This window comes from Pseudomonas idahonensis (assembly GCF_037903935.1).
Classification (GTDB): domain Bacteria; phylum Pseudomonadota; class Gammaproteobacteria; order Pseudomonadales; family Pseudomonadaceae; genus Aquipseudomonas; species Aquipseudomonas danubii.
In genome coordinates this window covers 3207770-3224975 of the sequence record NZ_CP149586.1, presented here as the reverse complement: position 1 = coordinate 3224975, position 17206 = coordinate 3207770, and the positions used below count along the sequence as shown (strand labels likewise).

At 63.4% G+C, this 17206-nt stretch carries 12 protein-coding genes; 7 read left to right on the top strand and 5 right to left on the bottom strand.

Annotated features, from left to right (window positions below):
- Positions 1–51: 51 nt before the first annotated feature.
- The 4 genes from WIN67_RS14695 to WIN67_RS14680 form a co-directional block, all read right to left on the bottom strand.
- The gene (locus WIN67_RS14695) at positions 52–423 is read right to left on the bottom strand and encodes a DUF4156 domain-containing protein (protein ID WP_339071562.1); all 372 of its coding nucleotides are present in this window, start codon (positions 421–423) and stop codon (positions 52–54) included.
- 210 nt (positions 424–633) lie between these two features.
- Entirely contained in the window at positions 634–1632 is a 999-nt protein-coding gene (locus WIN67_RS14690; protein ID WP_339071561.1) for a LacI family DNA-binding transcriptional regulator, read from the bottom strand.
- 101 nt (positions 1633–1733) lie between these two features.
- A complete protein-coding gene (locus tag WIN67_RS14685; protein WP_110651574.1) occupies positions 1734–3209 on the bottom strand; it encodes a glycoside hydrolase family 32 protein in 1476 nt (491 codons plus the stop codon).
- A gap of 13 nt (positions 3210–3222) precedes the next feature.
- The gene (locus tag WIN67_RS14680) at positions 3223–4512 is read right to left on the bottom strand and encodes an MFS transporter (RefSeq protein WP_273905796.1); all 1290 of its coding nucleotides are present in this window, start codon (positions 4510–4512) and stop codon (positions 3223–3225) included.
- A 428-nt stretch (positions 4513–4940) separates the two neighbouring features.
- On the opposite strand from WIN67_RS14680, the gene mexE reads away from it, so the two are divergent.
- From mexE to WIN67_RS14645, 7 genes are all read left to right on the top strand, one after another.
- A complete protein-coding gene (gene mexE, locus WIN67_RS14675; RefSeq protein ID WP_110595588.1) occupies positions 4941–6188 on the top strand; it encodes a multidrug efflux RND transporter periplasmic adaptor subunit MexE in 1248 nt (415 codons plus the stop codon).
- A 15-nt stretch (positions 6189–6203) separates the two neighbouring features.
- Positions 6204–9383: an efflux RND transporter permease subunit gene (locus tag WIN67_RS14670; RefSeq protein WP_102879591.1), complete on the top strand. Its 3180-nt coding sequence runs from the start codon at positions 6204–6206 to the stop codon at positions 9381–9383.
- On the top strand, positions 9380–10801 hold the full coding sequence (locus WIN67_RS14665; RefSeq protein WP_339071560.1) for a TolC family protein: 1422 nt from the start codon (positions 9380–9382) through the stop codon (positions 10799–10801). The genes WIN67_RS14670 and WIN67_RS14665 overlap by 4 nt, the downstream gene beginning before the upstream one ends.
- Before the next feature lie 360 nt (positions 10802–11161).
- Complete coding sequence (locus tag WIN67_RS14660; protein WP_339071558.1) at positions 11162–12061, top strand: bestrophin family protein; 900 nt, start codon at positions 11162–11164, stop codon at positions 12059–12061.
- A 74-nt stretch (positions 12062–12135) separates the two neighbouring features.
- Positions 12136–13191 carry a HEAT repeat domain-containing protein gene (locus tag WIN67_RS14655; protein WP_102879593.1) on the top strand — a complete coding sequence of 352 codons (1056 nt, stop codon included), beginning with the start codon at positions 12136–12138 and terminating at the stop codon, positions 13189–13191.
- Between the two features lie 423 nt (positions 13192–13614).
- On the top strand, positions 13615–15117 hold the full coding sequence (locus WIN67_RS14650; protein WP_102879594.1) for an ATPase domain-containing protein: 1503 nt from the start codon (positions 13615–13617) through the stop codon (positions 15115–15117).
- Positions 15114–16784 carry a response regulator gene (locus WIN67_RS14645; protein WP_339071556.1) on the top strand — a complete coding sequence of 557 codons (1671 nt, stop codon included), beginning with the start codon at positions 15114–15116 and terminating at the stop codon, positions 16782–16784. The genes WIN67_RS14650 and WIN67_RS14645 overlap by 4 nt, the downstream gene beginning before the upstream one ends.
- An 8-nt stretch (positions 16785–16792) precedes the next feature.
- Here WIN67_RS14645 and WIN67_RS14640 read toward each other — a convergent pair whose 3' ends face one another.
- Positions 16793–17170 carry a response regulator gene (locus tag WIN67_RS14640; RefSeq protein ID WP_011061530.1) on the bottom strand — a complete coding sequence of 126 codons (378 nt, stop codon included), beginning with the start codon at positions 17168–17170 and terminating at the stop codon, positions 16793–16795.
- Positions 17171–17206 lie beyond the last annotated feature (36 nt).

Here is a 17206-nt window from a genome sequence, read left to right as displayed (position 1 = left end):
CTCGGCCATTGACGGGGAAAGCTGTTCAGCGCTCAGCGGCAGGCCGCCGGCTCAGGACTCGGGACAGCGATAGACACTGCCCGAAAGCGTCACGTTGGTTTGCTCCAGGCGATTGTCCGAACCGGTCTGCCCTGCGCGCTGAGTGAGCAGGTAAACCCGGTTGCCCCCCAGCGCCGCGGCCTTGTTTTTCAGGTCGTTGCGGGCGCCGGTTTCGAGATTGGCGTTACCCGTGATACTGCCCAATAAAAAGTCGCCCTGACTGCCGGTGACATCACCAAGAAACTGGCATTCACGTCCCGGTTCGTTGTGGGTGATGCGCACATTGTTGGCCCCGGGTCCGGCTATTGAAGTGGGCGCGCAACCTGCCAGGACAAACAATGCGGCACACAGACCGATCCCCGTGAGCCTATGAGAGAGATACATCCGGATGATTCCTTTCGTGCATTTGGAGCGATACCCCGAGCGGAGAATCCTTCGGGGCGGTAGAGCACGCAGTATCAAACTTTGCTGAAGCCGGAGTTGTATTAATCAGTGAATCTGCAGTCAAAAAATGTAAAGGCTGGCCGACGATTCGCCAGCACCAGGATCATGAGCACCCGCCGGGTGCGCGTATTGCCCTGTCAGCCATGCCGTTCAGCAGGATTCGCGTTCTACCAGCGGGCACGCAACCCTGTGAATCGTCGGCTGTTCCCAGCGCTCGATGAGGTATTGAGCAGAACGCCGCCCCATTTCGTAATACGGCAACTGCACGGTACTGAGCGGCGGATAGAACAGCTCGGCAACACCGATCATGTTGTCGTACCCCAGAACCGCCACGTCCTGCGGAATACGCAGACCGCGACTTAGCAAGTACTGGTAAGCCAGCAAAGCGATACGGTCGTTACCACAGATAAGAAGATCGAACGCTGGCGCTCCTTGCGACGCTTGCAATTGCGTCTCCAGCGCGGCGATCGTTTCCTGATAGGCGTCATCCTGGGACAGGCTGTATTGAGGAACATCGGCCACGGATATTCCAGCCTCAGTGAGGGCTCGACACAATCCAAGCTGGCGCTGCTCCCAGGCCAGGCTGGCTTGTGGCAGGTTGATGCACAACGGACGGCGGTAGCCACGCTTGAGCGCATGCTGTATAGCCTGATACTGGCCGTCGGCATCGTCAGGCACATAACAGGCCACCCCGGACTCCAGGCTCATGCAGTTGCTCAGCACCAGTGGCAGGCTGCGCAACGCCGGGGGGATCTCGATGGTCCGCAGCTGCATGGCGCTGAAGATGATTCCGTCAGGCTGATGGGACAGCATCAGGTCGATGGTCTGCTGGCTCGGCGGCACTTCGAACACGTTGAGGATGAAGACATTCCAGCCGTGTTCCCGGGCGGTGCGCTCCATGGACAGGAGCATTTCCACGGCGAAGGGCGTGGTGGCGGTATCCAGCGCGAAGACGCCAATGGTTTTGCTACGGGAAGCGCCGCCGCGGATCTGTCGGGCAGAAAGACTGGGGACATAACCCAGGGTCTCAACCGCTTGCAGGACTTTCGCCAGGGTTTCCTGATTGACTTTTTCCGGGGTATTGAGCGCCCTGGACACCGTCATCAAGGAAACCCCTGCGAGGTGCGCGACATCTTTAACTGAGGCCATTCGCAGGTGCCAATGCTTGTATGGCCGGGCATCATGTCATGCTTGGCAAAAGCATGACAACACATCGCCAGACGTCGCGCGCCCATGGCCGATCACCAGGATCAGAGGCGCAGATCGGCCAGGTGCCAGACCGACGCATCGCCAAACCCAGCGCTGCCATTGACCGCAAACGCCATGACCGCCTGGCTGTCCGGACGAGGATAGATCCGGCTGCTCAAGCTATAAGCGCCGTCATCGACAAACACCTCGATAGACGAACGATCAAGGAAAATCCGCAGGTCTATCCGCGTTTGTCCCTTGGCTATCGGCACGCTGCGCGCACCGCTCACCCCCACTCCCGAGTGTTGCCTGTCCAGCACCAGGCGGCGCGCCATCGCATCGAAATACACCAGGGTCCGCTCTTGCTGATCCTCACTGCAGCGCAGCGCCAGCCCAAAGCGCTCAGCAGTGCTGCCAGCCAGGTCCAGGGACAGTTCGAACTCCAGTAACGTCCCTCGCTCATCGAGCAGGCAATTGCCGGATTCGACCACGCCGATCGCCAGTGTCCGTTGCGACTGGCGTAGCGCCTTCAGCTCGCGGGCCGGCCGCATGCGCAGGCGCTCGCCATTACGGCTCAGCTCACGAGGCAGCGACAGCGCACCACACCAGTGCTGCGCCTGACTCGGCATCGGGCTCTCCCACATGTCCATCCAGGCCCACAGCAGGCGGCGCCCGTCCGGCGCCAGCAGGGTCTGCGCCGCATAAAAATCGTGACCATGATCCAGTTCACGCGGCTCACCGCACTCGCTGAAGTATCCACGGTCGTCCAGCAGGCCCATCCGATAGCTGTTCTGGAACTTGTTCCAGTTGTCATAACCGCTGGGCTTCAGGCCTTGAGGCGAATAGAGAAACACATCGTTGCCATCGAGTTCGAACAGGTCCGGACACTCCCACATGTAGCCGTCCGACTCGCGTCGTCCCTGCAGCGCGCACCTGAGGTACTTCCAGTGATGCAGATCGTCGGAGCGATAGAGCAGGAGCAGCGGGTCGTCGCCTTGGCGAGCGCCCAGGGCCATCCACCACTGCTCTCCTCGCCGCCACACCTTGGGATCGCGAAAATGCATGATGCTCGGCTCAGGCGCCGTATCGATCACCGCCCCGTGCTTTTTGAACGAAACGCCATCGATGCTGCTGGCCAGGCACTGGACCTGACGAATGTGCCGCTCGTCACCCGGCGCACCCAGCCAGGTATGCCCGGTGTAGATCAGGTACAGCCTGTCGTCCGCGACCACCGCAGATCCTGAAAAGCAGCCATCGCGGTCATCGGCGTCGCCAGGCGCCAGCGCGATGGGCAGATGCTCCCAGTGCACCAGGTCGCGGCTCTTGGCATGCCCCCAGTGCATCGGCCCCCACTTAGCCGAATAGGGATGATGTTGGTAGAACACATGGTACTCACCGCGAAAAAACACCAGGCCGTTCGGGTCATTCATCCATCCTGCCGGCGGCGCAAGGTGATAGGCCAGGCGATAGTCATCCTCCCGCTCGGGCAGCTTTTTTTCGATAGCGCGATGCGCTTGCTCTAACAGTGCAGCGTGCATGGCCGGTTCCTGTCTAGGGTTCATAACGAAGGGCAGATTGAGCGATGGCAGGCAGCTCCGGCGAATCGCCAGGCCGGTCTTGAGCGGCGCCGCGCACGGGGTCCTTGCGCAACAAGGTCCATGACAGCAACAGGCAAACGCCGACCAGGCCTGCCATCAGCACGTAGACGCTGGAGAAACCGAAATGGTCGTAGCCGTAGCCCACCAGCGGCGATAGCAACATGGCGGTCAATTGCTGGGCGAACTGGAATCCCACCAGGTAGATCGAGGCGGACAGCCGAGAGTCGAAGTTCAGCGAAATGTATTTGAATATCGAGACCAGCAATATGGGCACTTCCAAGGCGTGCAACATCTTGCAGGCGGCGATAGCCCAGGCCTGCGTTGCCATTCCGGAGCCGAGGATGCGCACAAACATGATGCTGCCGGCCAGGATCAGCCCGTATTTGGCGCCTGTACGGCTGACCACCCAGGGTGCAAACAGCATCAAGACCGCCTCGACCAGCACCTGAGACGAGTTCAGGTAGCCATAGGCGCGGGTGCCCTCCTCCGGGGTCGGGAAAAACGAGGAGAAATACACCGGAAACTGTTGCTCGTAGATCATGTAGATCCCGCACACCCCCGTCAGGTAGAGGCTGAAAGCCCAGAATCGCGGGAGTGTCAGCAACTTCCAGAGATCGTTCAGGCGCACGGGGTGGGCAATGGTGCCCGCCTGGGCAGCCGGCTGGTTCAAACGGTCAAGGTCCAGGCGGGACAGGATCAGCAGGAACACGACGCCGGCGGCGCTGCTCATGTAAAAAGCAATGTCAGGATCAATGTTGAACACCACGCCGACCACACCGGTCGCGCTGGCCCAGCCCAACGATCCCCACATTCGGGTGGTTCCAAACTCGAACCCCGCATGACGTGACAAACGCTCGGTGTAGGACTCGATTACCCCCACGCCTGCCAGCATCGCCAGCGCCAGAAACGCCGCACCGACCAAGGCGCCGAGCACCACGTTCTGCGCCAACAGGCCGGCGTAGACATAAATGGCAAACGGGGCCGCAGCGCAGAGCAAGATGCCAATCCATACCAACAGCTTTTTGGACAGCCCGAGGCGGTCTTGAAGAGCGCCGTAGAAGGGCTGAACCAGCAACGCCGCAATGGCGTTGGCGGCGAAAATGAACCCGGTTTCCGTGCCATTCAAGCCAATGACTCGATGCAGCCAGATAGAGAACAGCGAATAGCTGGATGACCACGAAAAGAAGAAGAAAAACAATAAACCACTGATAAGCCAGTACTCGCGTTTGGCGGCAAGCTGCATGTGACGACCCTCTTGTTCTTATCTAGGTTAACGTTAACATTACGACATATTACGCGTCTTCAAACCCTTCGCTGTCAAGTGGAGTCATCTGCAAAAAGCGCTCAACACGCCCCGCATGAGCCGCAGAAGGTCCCTGCGCGACAGGCGCCTGCGAGCCGTTCGAACAATCTCTGCAATGCCCGAATACAAAGACAGGAGGGCCTGTTCGCCGACAGCTGCCCCCTGCCCCGACGGGCAATGTTGCGTATGCGGCAACAATCAATTGCACACCAGGGGATTGATAGCCCCCTAACGAAAGGTGCAGGCTAGAGGGCTCGCTTGGGGCTTATATCATTCCGAATGATAGTTACCTTCGCTTCATTCGATTCGTGAGATACCACCCTGCCGAGCATCATCCGCCCATCTCAAATTACCTTGGCGGATGAACCATGGACCAGTCAGTCAAACTCTTGCGTTACCCCTTAGCCGCCCTCGCCGTTCTGGTCATGAGTGCCTGCGGCAAAGCCCCGGAAACCGCCTCCGCCCCGCCCGCTGCCAAGGTCAGTGTGGCCAAGGTGCTGGAGCAGCCGGTCAACGAATGGGATGAGTTCACCGGACGCCTGGAAGCCCCGGAAACCGTGGAAATCCGGCCACGGGTCTCGGGCCAGATCGATCAGGTGGCGTTCACCGAAGGCGCCCTGGTGAAGAAAGGCGACCTGCTGTTCCAGATCGACCCGCGCCCCTTCCAGGCTGAAGTCCGCCGCCTCGAAGCCCAGCTGCAACAAGCCCGGGCCACCGCCACCCGCAGTGCCAACGAAGCCCAGCGCGGCCAGCGCCTGCTGACCAGCAACGCGATTTCCGCCGAGCTGGCCGACACCCGCAGCAGCGCCGCCCAGGAAGCCCGGGCCGGAGTCGATGCGATCCAGGCTCAACTGGACCTGGCCAAGCTCAACCTGAGCTTTACCCGGGTGGTGGCCCCCATCAGCGGTCGCGTCAGCCGCGCACAGATCACCGCCGGCAACCTGGTGACCGCCGATGTCACCCCGCTCACCAGCCTGGTGTCCACCGACAAGGTCTACGCCTACTTCGACGCCGACGAACGTGTGTACCTCAAGTACACCCAACTCGCCCGCCAGGGTCAGCGCGGCCAGACCACCCCGGTGTACCTGGGCCTGTCCAATGAAGAAGGCCACCCGCACCTGGGCCAGATGAACTTCGTCGACAACCAGGTCAACCCCAAGACCGGCACCATCCGCGGCCGCGCCGTGTTCGACAACCGTGACGGCAGCTACACCCCGGGCCTGTATGCGCGCCTGAAACTGGTGGGCAGCGGCACCTACTCGGCGATGCTGATCAACGACGAAGCCGTGGGCACCGACCTGGGCAAGAAGTTCGTGCTGGTGATGGACGCCGACAACAAGCCGGCCTACCGCGCCGTGGAGCTGGGGCCGAAGATCGAAGGCCTGCGCATCGTGCGCAACGGGCTGAGCAAGGACGACACCATCATCGTCAAGGGCTTGCAGCGGGCACGTCCCGGTGCCCCGGTCACACCTGAAGTGATCCCCATGGCCAGCCAGGAAACCCTCGCCGCCCTGGCCCAACAACGCCAAGCACTGGAAGCCAGCAACCTGCCGCAGGTCACCCCTGCCAAGGCGGCTCCGGCTGTGAAACTCGCCGCTGCGACACCGCGCGGTTAAGGGACGACTCTCAAGATGAATTTTTCCCAGTTCTTCATTTCAAGGCCGATCTTCGCCGCGGTGCTGTCGCTGCTGATCCTGATCGCCGGCGCCATCTCGCTGTTCCAGCTGCCCATCAGCGAATACCCGGAAGTGGTGCCGCCCACCGTGGTGGTGCGCGCCAACTTCCCCGGGGCCAACCCGAAAGTCATCGGTGAAACCGTGGCCGCGCCACTGGAACAAGCCATCACCGGGGTCGAGAACATGCTCTACATGTCCTCGCAATCCACCGCCGACGGCAAGATCACCCTGACCATCACCTTCGCCCTGGGCACCGACCTGGACAACGCTCAGGTGCAGGTGCAGAACCGCGTAACCCGCACCCAGCCCAAGCTGCCGGAAGAAGTGACGCGCATCGGTATCACCGTGGACAAGGCCTCTCCGGACCTGACCATGGTGGTCCACCTGACCTCGCCGGACAAACGCTACGACATGCTCTACCTGTCCAACTACGCCCTGCTCAACATCAAGGATGAGCTGGCGCGCCTGGGCGGCGTGGGGGATGTACAGCTGTTCGGCATGGGCGACTACTCGCTGCGGGTCTGGCTGGATCCGAACAAGACCGCTTCGCGCAACCTGACCGCCACCGACGTGGTCACTGCGATCCGTGAACAGAACCGTCAGGTCGCCGCCGGTGCCCTGGGCGCACCGCCTGCGCCCAGCGCCACCAGCTTCCAGCTGTCGGTCAACACCCAGGGCCGACTGGTCACCGAGGAAGAGTTCGAGAACATCATCATTCGCTCAGGCGAAGACGGTGAGATCACTCGCCTGAAAGACATCGCCCGCATCGAACTGGGGTCGAGCCAGTACGCCCTGCGCTCCCTGCTCAACAACCAGCCGGCAGTGGCGATCCCGATCTTCCAGCGTCCGGGCTCCAACGCCATCGAGATCTCCAACGAAGTGCGGGCCAAGATGGCCGAACTCAAGCAGAGCTTCCCGCAGGGCATGGACTTCAGCATCGTCTACGACCCGACCATCTTCGTCCGCGGCTCCATCGAAGCGGTGGTGCACACCCTGTTCGAAGCGCTGATCCTGGTGGTACTGGTGGTGATCCTGTTCCTGCAGACCTGGCGCGCCTCGATCATCCCGCTGGTGGCCGTGCCGGTGTCGCTGATCGGCACCTTCGCGGTGATGCACCTGTTCGGCTTCTCCCTCAATGCCCTGTCGCTGTTCGGCCTGGTGCTGGCCATCGGTATCGTGGTGGACGACGCCATCGTGGTGGTGGAGAACGTCGAACGGAACATCGGCCTGGGGCTGAACCCGGTGGAGGCCACCCAGCGCGCCATGCGCGAAGTGACCGGCCCGATCATCGCCACCGCCCTGGTGCTGTGCGCAGTGTTCGTACCGGCGGCCTTCATCAGTGGCCTGACCGGGCAGTTCTACAAGCAATTCGCCCTGACCATCGCGATTTCCACGGTGATCTCGGCCTTCAACTCCCTGACCCTGTCGCCGGCCCTGGCCGCGGTATTGCTCAAGGAACACCATGCACCCAAGGACCGCTTCTCGAAGATCCTCGACAAGCTGCTGGGGGGCTGGCTGTTCAAGCCGTTCAACCGCTTCTTCGATCGTGCCAGCCATGGTTACGTCGGCACCGTGCGCCGGGTCATCCGCGGCAGCGGCATCGCCCTGTTCCTCTATGCCGGCCTGATGGTGCTGACCTGGTTCGGCTTCGCCCACACCCCGACCGGTTTCGTGCCGGCCCAGGACAAGCAGTACCTGGTGGCCTTCGCCCAACTGCCGGACGCGGCGAGCCTGGACCGCACCGAAGACGTGATCAAGCGCATGTCCGACATCGCCCTCAAGCAACCCGGCGTGGAAAGCGCGGTGGCCTTCCCCGGCCTGTCGATCAACGGCTTCACCAACAGCCCGAACAACGGCATCGTCTTCGTCACCTTGAAGCCCTTCGATGAGCGCAAGGACCCGAGCATGTCCGCCGGTGCCATCGCCGGTGCCCTGAACGGCAAGTACGCCGATATCCAGGACGCCTACATGGCGATCTTCCCACCGCCGCCGGTACAGGGCCTGGGGACCATTGGTGGCTTCCGCCTGCAAGTGGAAGACCGCAGCGGGCTGGGTTACGACGAGCTGTATAAAGAAGTGCAGAACGTCATCACCAAGAGCCGCAGCGTGCCGGAACTGGCCGGGCTGTTCACCAGCTACCAGGTCAACGTGCCTCAGGTGGACGCGGCCATCGACCGGGAAAAGGCCAAGACCCACGGCGTGGCGATTTCCGACATCTTCGACACCCTGCAGATCTACCTGGGTTCGCTGTATGCCAACGACTTCAACCGCTTTGGCCGCACCTATCAGGTCAACGTCCAGGCCGAGCAGCAGTTCCGTCTCGAACCCGAGCAGATCGGCCAGCTGAAAGTGCGCAACAACAAGGGCGAGATGATTCCCCTGGCGACCTTCATCAAGGTCAGCGACACCGCCGGTCCCGACCGCGTGATGCACTACAACGGCTTCGTTACCGCGGAAATCAACGGCGCGGCCGCCCCGGGCTACAGTTCCGGGCAAGCGGAAGCGGCGATCGAGAAACTGCTCAAGGAAGAACTGCCCAATGGCATGACCTACGAATGGACCGAGCTGACCTACCAGCAGATCCTGGCCGGTAACACCGCCCTGTTCGTCTTCCCGCTCTGCGTGCTGCTGGCCTTCCTGGTACTGGCCGCGCAATACGAGAGCTGGAGCCTGCCGCTGGCGGTGATCCTGATCGTGCCGATGACCCTGCTGTCGGCGATTACCGGGGTGATCATCTCCGGTGGCGACAACAACATCTTCACCCAGATCGGCCTGATCGTACTGGTGGGCCTGGCCTGCAAGAACGCGATCCTGATCGTCGAGTTCGCCAAGGACAAGCAAGAGGAAGGCCTCGATCCGCTGGCGGCGGTACTGGAAGCCTGCCGCCTGCGTCTGCGGCCGATCCTGATGACCTCCTTCGCCTTCATCATGGGCGTGGTGCCCCTGGTGATCTCCAGCGGCGCCGGTGCGGAAATGCGTCACGCCATGGGCGTCGCAGTGTTCTCCGGGATGCTCGGGGTGACCTTCTTCGGCCTGCTGCTGACCCCAGTGTTCTATGTCCTGATCCGCAATTATGTGGAGCGCAGCGAGGCCCGCAAAGCCGCCCGCGCCCTGCAACTGGAGACGCAACAATGAGTGCCAAAGTCTTCCTGCCGAGCCTGCTGGTGCTGGCCCTCGGTGCCTGCGCCGTCGGTCCGGACTACCAAAGCCCAACCACCGAGGCGGCGCACATCAGCGCCGTCACCGATGGCGCTGCGGGCCAGAAGAACTTCGACCGCGCACGCTTCGAAGGCATCTGGTGGCAACAGTTCGATGACCCGACCCTCAACCAGCTGGTGAGCAAATCGTTGCAGGGCAACCGTGAACTGCGGGTGGCCTTCGCCCGCCTGCGGGCCGCCCGGGCAATTCGCGATGACGCCAGCAATGACGCCATGCCCACCATCACCAGCCGCGCCAGCAGCGACCAGGCCAAGGGGCAGATTCCGGGGCAGACCACCAAGCGGGTCAAGAGCGAGCGCTACGACCTGGGCCTGGACATGGCCTGGGAGCTGGACCTGTTCGGCCGCATCCAGCGCAACCTGGAAGCCACCGACGCTGACCAGCAAGCCGCCGAGGCCGACCTGTATCAGCTGCAAGTGACCATGATCGCCGAGCTGGTTGACGCCTACGGCCAGTTGCGCGGCGCACAACTGCGGGAAAAGATCGCCCTGGCCAACCTGGACAACCAGCAGGCCTCGCGCAAGATCACCGAAAGCCTGCGCGACGCCGGGGTCGGCGACCAGCTCGACGTGGTCCGCGCCGATGCCCGCCTGGCTTCGGTGGAAGCCAGCGTGCCGCAGCTGCAGGCCGAGCAGACCCGCCAGCGCAACCGCATCGCCACCCTGCTGGGTGAGCGTCCGGACCAGCTCAGCGTCGACCTGTCGCCGGCGCAGCTGCCGGCGATTGCCAAGGCCCTGCCGATTGGCGATCCGGGCGAGCTGCTGCAACGCCGGCCGGACATTCTCAGCGCCGAACGCCAGCTGGCGGCGGCCACCGCACGGATTGGCGTAGCCAAGGCCGACCTGTTTCCACGGGTCAGCCTCAGCGGCTTCCTCGGCTTCACCGCCGGACGCGGTTCACAGATCGGCTCCTCGGCGGCCAGTGCCTGGGCCCTGGGCCCGAGCATCACCTGGGCCGCCTTTGACCTGGGCAGCGTACGGGCCCGCCTGCGGGGTGCCGACGCCAATGCCGACGGCGCCCTGGCCAGCTACGAGCAGCAAGTGCTGCTGGCCCTGGAAGAATCGGAAAACGCCTTCAGCGATTACGGCAAGCGCCAGCAACGGCTGATCTCGCTGATCCGCCAGAGCGAATCCAGCCGTGCCGCCGCGGACCTGGCCGAGATCCGCTACCGCGAAGGCACCGTGGACTTCCTGGTGCTGCTGGACGCCCAGCGTGAACGGCTGGCGGCCGAAGATGCCCAGGCCCAGGCCGAAGTCGACCTGTACCGCGGCATTGTCGCCATCTACAAGGCCCTGGGCGGTGGCTGGCAGCCGGAGACGATGGCCAGCCAGTAAGGATTTGCAACGAGCTCCTTTGGTTGGCCGCAACCAACCAATGTTTTGCCCCGTGGATCATTCGGTCGCGGGGCTTTTTTTTGCCACGACATCGCCAAGCAAGGTCCTGCGGACCTTTTCGCAGCCTCGCCGCAGGCTCGACAGCGGCTACACAACTCCCTGTAGCCGCTGCCGCAGGCTGCGAACGGCCCGAAGGGACGCCAGGATCGCAAGGCCGCTCAAGGCTCCGCGGGCAATCGTCAGGCAAGGGCCGGCGGCCGATAGAGGCAATCGATCATTCGGTCGATCATTGCGATTGGACAGCCCTACAGCGCGCTCCTACTCTTCACTCGCCGCGTAATCGCCCTGGCCTCAGCCCTCATGATCGTCCGCCCCAAGCCCAACCTGATCAGCATCCTCTTTGCCCTCAAGGGCTCGATCGCCAAGCGCATTGCCTTGCGCTGCGTGCTGATCACCCTGCTGGCGTCGGTCATCGTCCTGGTGGAAACCCTGCAGCCCACCTATTTCTCCAAGGTCAATGCCACGCCCTTCACCCTGCTGGGCCTGTCGCTGTCGATCTTCATGAGTTTTCGCAACAACGCTTGCTACGACCGCTGGTGGGAAGGCCGCAAGCAGTTGGGGCAGTTGATCATCGAGGTTCGTTCGCTGATCCGCGAAAGCCTGATCATCGACGCTCATCCCCAGCGCGAGCGCCTGCTGCGCGACCTCTGCGGCTTCGCCCACAGCCTGATCGCCCGTCTGCGCCATGAAGACGAAGCCCGCGCCCTGCAACCCTGGGCCCAGGCCGACATCGACCCGCAGCACCCCAACCTCACCGATGCCCAGTTGCAACGCATCGGCCAGCGCTGCTCGCAGTGGGCGCAACAGGGGCTGATCAGTGAATGGCGCTACACCCAGATGGAAACCCGCCTGGTCAGCCTGAGCCAGGTCCAGGCCGCCTGCGAACGCATCCAGAACACCCCGCTGCCCTTCCCCTACACCTTGCTGCTGCACCGCACCATCTACCTGTTCTGCATCCTCCTGCCCTTTGCCATGGCCGAGCCCCTGGGCTGGCTGACGCCGATCTTCACCGCCATCGTCAGCTACACCTTCCTGGGCCTCGACGAAATCGGCAATGACCTCGAAGACCCCTTTGGCTACGACGACAATGATCTGCCGTGCAACGCTCTATTGCGCGGCCTGGAGCGTGAAGTCCTGGCCGCACTGGGGCACCGGGACCTGCCGCCGCCACTGCAACCCCAGGATTACGTACTGACCTGATCCCGGGTTTGACTCAGGCCCATTCCTGACCGAAGCTTGCGCCTTCCAAAAGTCGCCAGCTTCCGGATTCCTGCATGCCCCTGCCCCGTCGCTACCTGCTGATCAGCCTGTTGCTCGTTATCGCCCTGGCCCTGGCCTGGACCTTTCTGCGCAGCAGCCCGCCAGCGGTTCCCGAAGCGATCAAGCATGGCTATGGCCCGGCCCTGGAGAAAGCCCGCAACGGCCAGCCGGGCGCAGCACGGGTGCTGTACCAGCAACTGGCGCGCCCCGACCTCAATGACCAGCAGCGCACCCGCCTGCTGGCGGTATTGCCCAACTACCCCAGCCCCCAGGCCCTGAAGCTGGCGGACGCCGACCTCTATCACCCCTCGCCCGAGGTGCGCAAAGCCGCGATCAAGAGCGTGCTGGGCCTGGTTCCCAGTGGCCAGCGCAGCCTGCTGCTCGGCCCCTTGCTCGACGATCACGAGCAAAGCGTGCGCTTTGCCGCGGTAGACGCCCTGCTCGGCCTGAGCCCGGATGACCAGGGCCTGTACTTCGGCCCGCTGCAGCAGGTGATCGACGAATACACCCAGGTGCTCAAGACCCGGGGTGACGACGTCGAGGCCCAATACCAACTGGCCCGCCTGTACCTGCACAACGCCAACCTGAGCAAGGCCCAGCAGACCCTGGAACAGGCCCTGCGCCTGGCCCCGGACAACCTGCAAGCGGTGGTGCTGCAGATAGAAGTGCTGGACAAGCAAGGCCAGAGCGACGCCGCCCGCCAGTTGCTGGCCAAGCAACTGCAGGCCCAGCAAGACTCCGCCTACCTGCAACATGCCCTGGGGCTCTGGCTGCTGCACCACGGCCAGGGCGAGTTTGCCCTGCTGGGCCTGTCACGGGCGGTGGAACTGGAACCCAACAACGCCGCCTACCGCTACGACCTGGCCACCACCCTGCACAGCCAGCAGGAGCTGGAGGCGGCGCAGAAGCAACTGGAGGAAATCGTCCAGCGCCAGCCTTACAACCGCAAGGCGCGGGTGCTGCTGATCAACTATTGGAAAGAGAGCGGCCAGTTGCAGAACGTCCAGGTGTTGCTGGCCCAGCTGGAACAGCAGAACCCCGACGACCCGGCCCTGCAGCAGGGCCTGTAGCCGCTGCCGAGCCCGCGAGGCTGCGAAAAGGCCCGCAGGGCCTTGCCTGACGATCCCCAGCCGAACCTTTGCCGCCCTCAAGATCCCCGCGCCTGCTACGTCGGCATGCCGCACAAGCCGTTCGCAGCCTGCGGCAGCGGCTACAAGAGCCAGCACAAAACCTGTAGCCGCTGCCGAGCCTGCGAGGCTGCGAAAAGGCCCGCAGGGCCTTGCCTGGCGATCCCCAGCCGAACCTTTGCCGCCCTCAAGATCCCCGCGCCTGCTACGTCGGAATACCGCCCAAGCCGTTCGCAGCCTGCGGCAGCGGCTACACAACAAAAGGTTGAACCGTGGCAACGGCAGACGGTCAAGTGATTTATCAGCGATATCAAGGCGTTCGTCGCCATCGCCGATCACCTGGACCCATATGTGCGAGGGCATTGTTTGTCGACCTCATCTGCGTTGCTCAGCGAAAAAGCCGCCACTGGCGTCGAAGGCCTGGACGATATTCTCTCTGGAGGATTATCACGCAGCCATGTCTTCCTGCTGGAAGGCGAACCCGGCACCGGCAAGACCACCGTGGCCTTGCATTTTCTGCGTGCCGGCGCCCTGGCCGGTGAGCGCTGCCTGTACATCACCCTCTCGGAAACCGAGCGCGAACTGCGCCAGGGCGCCCAGTCCCACGGCTGGCAGCTGGACCACAACATCCACATCTTCGAGCTGACCCCACCGGAGAGCCTGCTCAATGCCGAGCACCAGCAAAGCCTGCTGTATTCCTCGGACCTGGAGCTGGGGGAAGCCACCCGGCAGATCTTCGACGTGGTGGAACGGGTCAAGCCAACGCGGGTGGTGCTCGACAGCCTCTCGGAAATCCGCCTGCTGGCCCAGAGTTCCCTGCGCTACCGGCGACAGATCCTGGCGATCAAGCACTACTTCGTGCGCTATGACGCCACCGTACTGCTACTGGACGACCTGACCACCGAATCCCTGGACAAGACCGTGCACAGCGTGGCCCACGGGGTGATCCGCCTGGAAGAGCTGACCCCCAGCTACGGCGCCGAGCGCCGGCGCGTCCGGGTGGTGAAATACCGTGGCCAGAAGTACCGCGGCGGCTTCCATGATTTCACCATCATGGGCGACGGGGTCCATGTCTTCCCAAGGCTGGTGGCTGCCGAACACCGAGGCCGCAACGAGCGCCTGACCCTGACAAGCGGCATTGCGGAAATGGACGCGCTCCTGGGAGGCGGCATCGAAAGCGGTTCCAGCACCCTGATCCTCGGCCCCGCCGGTACCGGCAAATCGCTTATTTCGATGATCTTCGCCGCGGCCGCCGTGGCCCGGGGCGAGAAAGCCGCGCTGTTCATCTTCGACGAAGAGCTGGGGTTGCTGTTGGAACGCATGCGCAACATGGGCATCGACCTGGAGGCCCTGCAAGCCACCGGCAATCTGGTGATCGAGCAAGTGGACGCCGCAGAACTGTCCCCGGGGGAACTGTCCTACCGGGTCCGGCGCTGTGTCGACCAGCAACGGATCAAGACCGTGGTGATCGACAGCATCAACGGCTACCAGGCGGCCATGCCCGAGGAAAACGCCCTGGTGCTGCACATGCACGAACTGCTGCTGTACCTCAATCGCCAGGGCGCCGCGACCTTCATGACCGTGGCCCAGCATGGCCTGGTGGGCGACATGCAGGCCCCGGTGGACATCACCTACCTGGCGGACACCGTGGTTCTGCTGCGCTACTTCGAGGCCCTGGGCAAGGTGCGTCGGGCCATCTCCATCATCAAGAAACGCACCGGCAGCCACGAGTCCACCATCCGTGAATACCGCATCGGCGCTCGCGGGCTGACCATCGGCGAACCCCTGGAAGCCTTCCAGGGCGTACTGCGCGGCGTGCCCACCTACCTGGGCGAAAGCAAACCGCTGCTTCGGGACGAGGGGCGATGACCCAGGACCTGGCATTTTCCGAACGCGCCCTGGTGCTCACGCCCCACGGCCGTGACAGCCAGCTGGCGCAGATGATGCTCAACGAGGCGGGATTTCGCAGCCTGATCTGCCCGGACCTGCCGGCCCTGTGCGCAGAGCTGGAGCACGGCGCCGGGCTGGTGATCATCGCCGCCGAGGCTTTGCGCGGGGTCGACCTGGCCCCCCTGCTGCGCCATCTGCAACAACAACCGGCCTGGTCCGACCTGCCCATCGTGCTGCTGACCCAGCACGGCGGTCCGGAGCAGAACCCGGCCTCAGGCTTCAGCGTGCCCCTGGGCAACGTCAGCTTCCTCGAACGGCCCTTCCATCCAGCCACCCTGATCAGCCTGGTCAGCGCCGCCCTGCGCGGACGCCGTCGCCAATACGAAGCCCGGGACCGGCTGATCGACCTGAGCCAGAGCGAACTGCGCCTGCAATGCACCCTGGAAACCCTGGAACAGCAGGTGCAGGAGCGCACGGCGCAACTGCGGCACAACGAGGAAGCCTTGCGCCAGTCGCAAAAGATGGAAGCCGTGGGCCAGCTCACTGGCGGCATCGCCCATGACTTCAACAACATGCTCACCGGCATCATCGGCAGCCTGGAGCTGCTGCGCCGGCGCCTGGCCCGGGGCCGCACCGAAGACCTGGACCGACTGATCGACCTGGGGGTCACCTCGGCCAATCGCGCCGCCGGCCTGACCCATCGCCTGCTGGCCTTCTCCCGGCGCCAGTCGCTGGACTCCAAGCCCGTGGAAATGAATGCCCTGGTGACGTCCATGGGCGAACTGCTGCAACGCAGCCTCAGCGAAAGCATCCAGCTGGACATGCAGCTGTGCGCGCAACTGTGGGTCGCCGAGGCCGACCCCAACCAGCTGGAAAGCGCCCTGCTCAATCTGGTCCTCAACGCCCGGGATGCCATGCCCAATGGCGGCCGGCTGCTGGTGGAAACCCTCAATCAGCACCTGGGCCCGGACTTCACCCAGGCCCACGACAACCTCGAACCCGGCGACTACGTGCTGCTGCGAGTCAGCGACAACGGCTGCGGCATGCCCGACGCCATCATCCATCGGGTATTCGACCCCTTCTTCACCACCAAGCCCATCGGCCAGGGCACCGGGCTCGGGCTGTCGATGATCTATGGCTTCAGCAAGCAGTCCCACGGCCACGTGTCCCTCAACAGCACCCTGGGCCGGGGCACCGAGGTCAGCCTGTACCTGCCGCGCTATCGGGGCAGTGCGGAGCTGGATGAACAGCCGCTGGAGCAACAGTCGGGCACCGCACAGAACGGCGAGACAGTGCTGATCGTCGAGGATGATCCGGCGGTCCGGTTGCTGGTCAGCGCGGTACTCGGCGAGCTGGGCTACGCCTTTGTCGAAGCCGGCGACGCCCGCAGCGCCATGCCGATCCTCGATTCGGGGCAACGCATCGACCTATTGATCAGCGATGTGGGCTTGCCGGGCATGAACGGCCGGCAACTGGCGGAGATCGGGCGGCAGATCCGCCCGCAACTGAAAGTCCTGTTCATCACCGGCTACGCCGAGCACGCCGCCGCCCGGGGCGGCTTCCTCGACCCCGGCATGCAGCTGATCACCAAGCCCTTCACCTTCGACCTGCTGACCGCCAAGGTGCAGGAGATGATCCGCGACTGAGGACCGGCTCAAGCCAGCAGTTGCTGGATCTGCTCCTGCAGGCTGTTGAGGTCGAAGGGCTTGGCCAGGATCGGTGCCTTGCGGGTGATAGGGCTGCCGCACTCGAGGATTTCGTTGGGATAGCCGCTGATGAAAATCACCTTGAGGTCCGGGCGCAGCTTCACTGCCGGCTCAGCGATCATCACCCCGGTAATGCCGCCGGGCAGCCGGTAGTCGGTGATCATCACATCCAGGTGCGGCTTGCTGGCCAGGATCTCGAACGCCTGCTCGCCATTTTCCGCCTGGAGTACCCGGTAGCCCAGGCCCGACAGATAGTCGGCCAGCAGCATCAGGATGACGGGTTCATCTTCGACGATCAGTACGACGTCTTGTGCATCTTCACTCATGGAAAACCTTTGCTCGATCAATTGCTGCTGTTACGA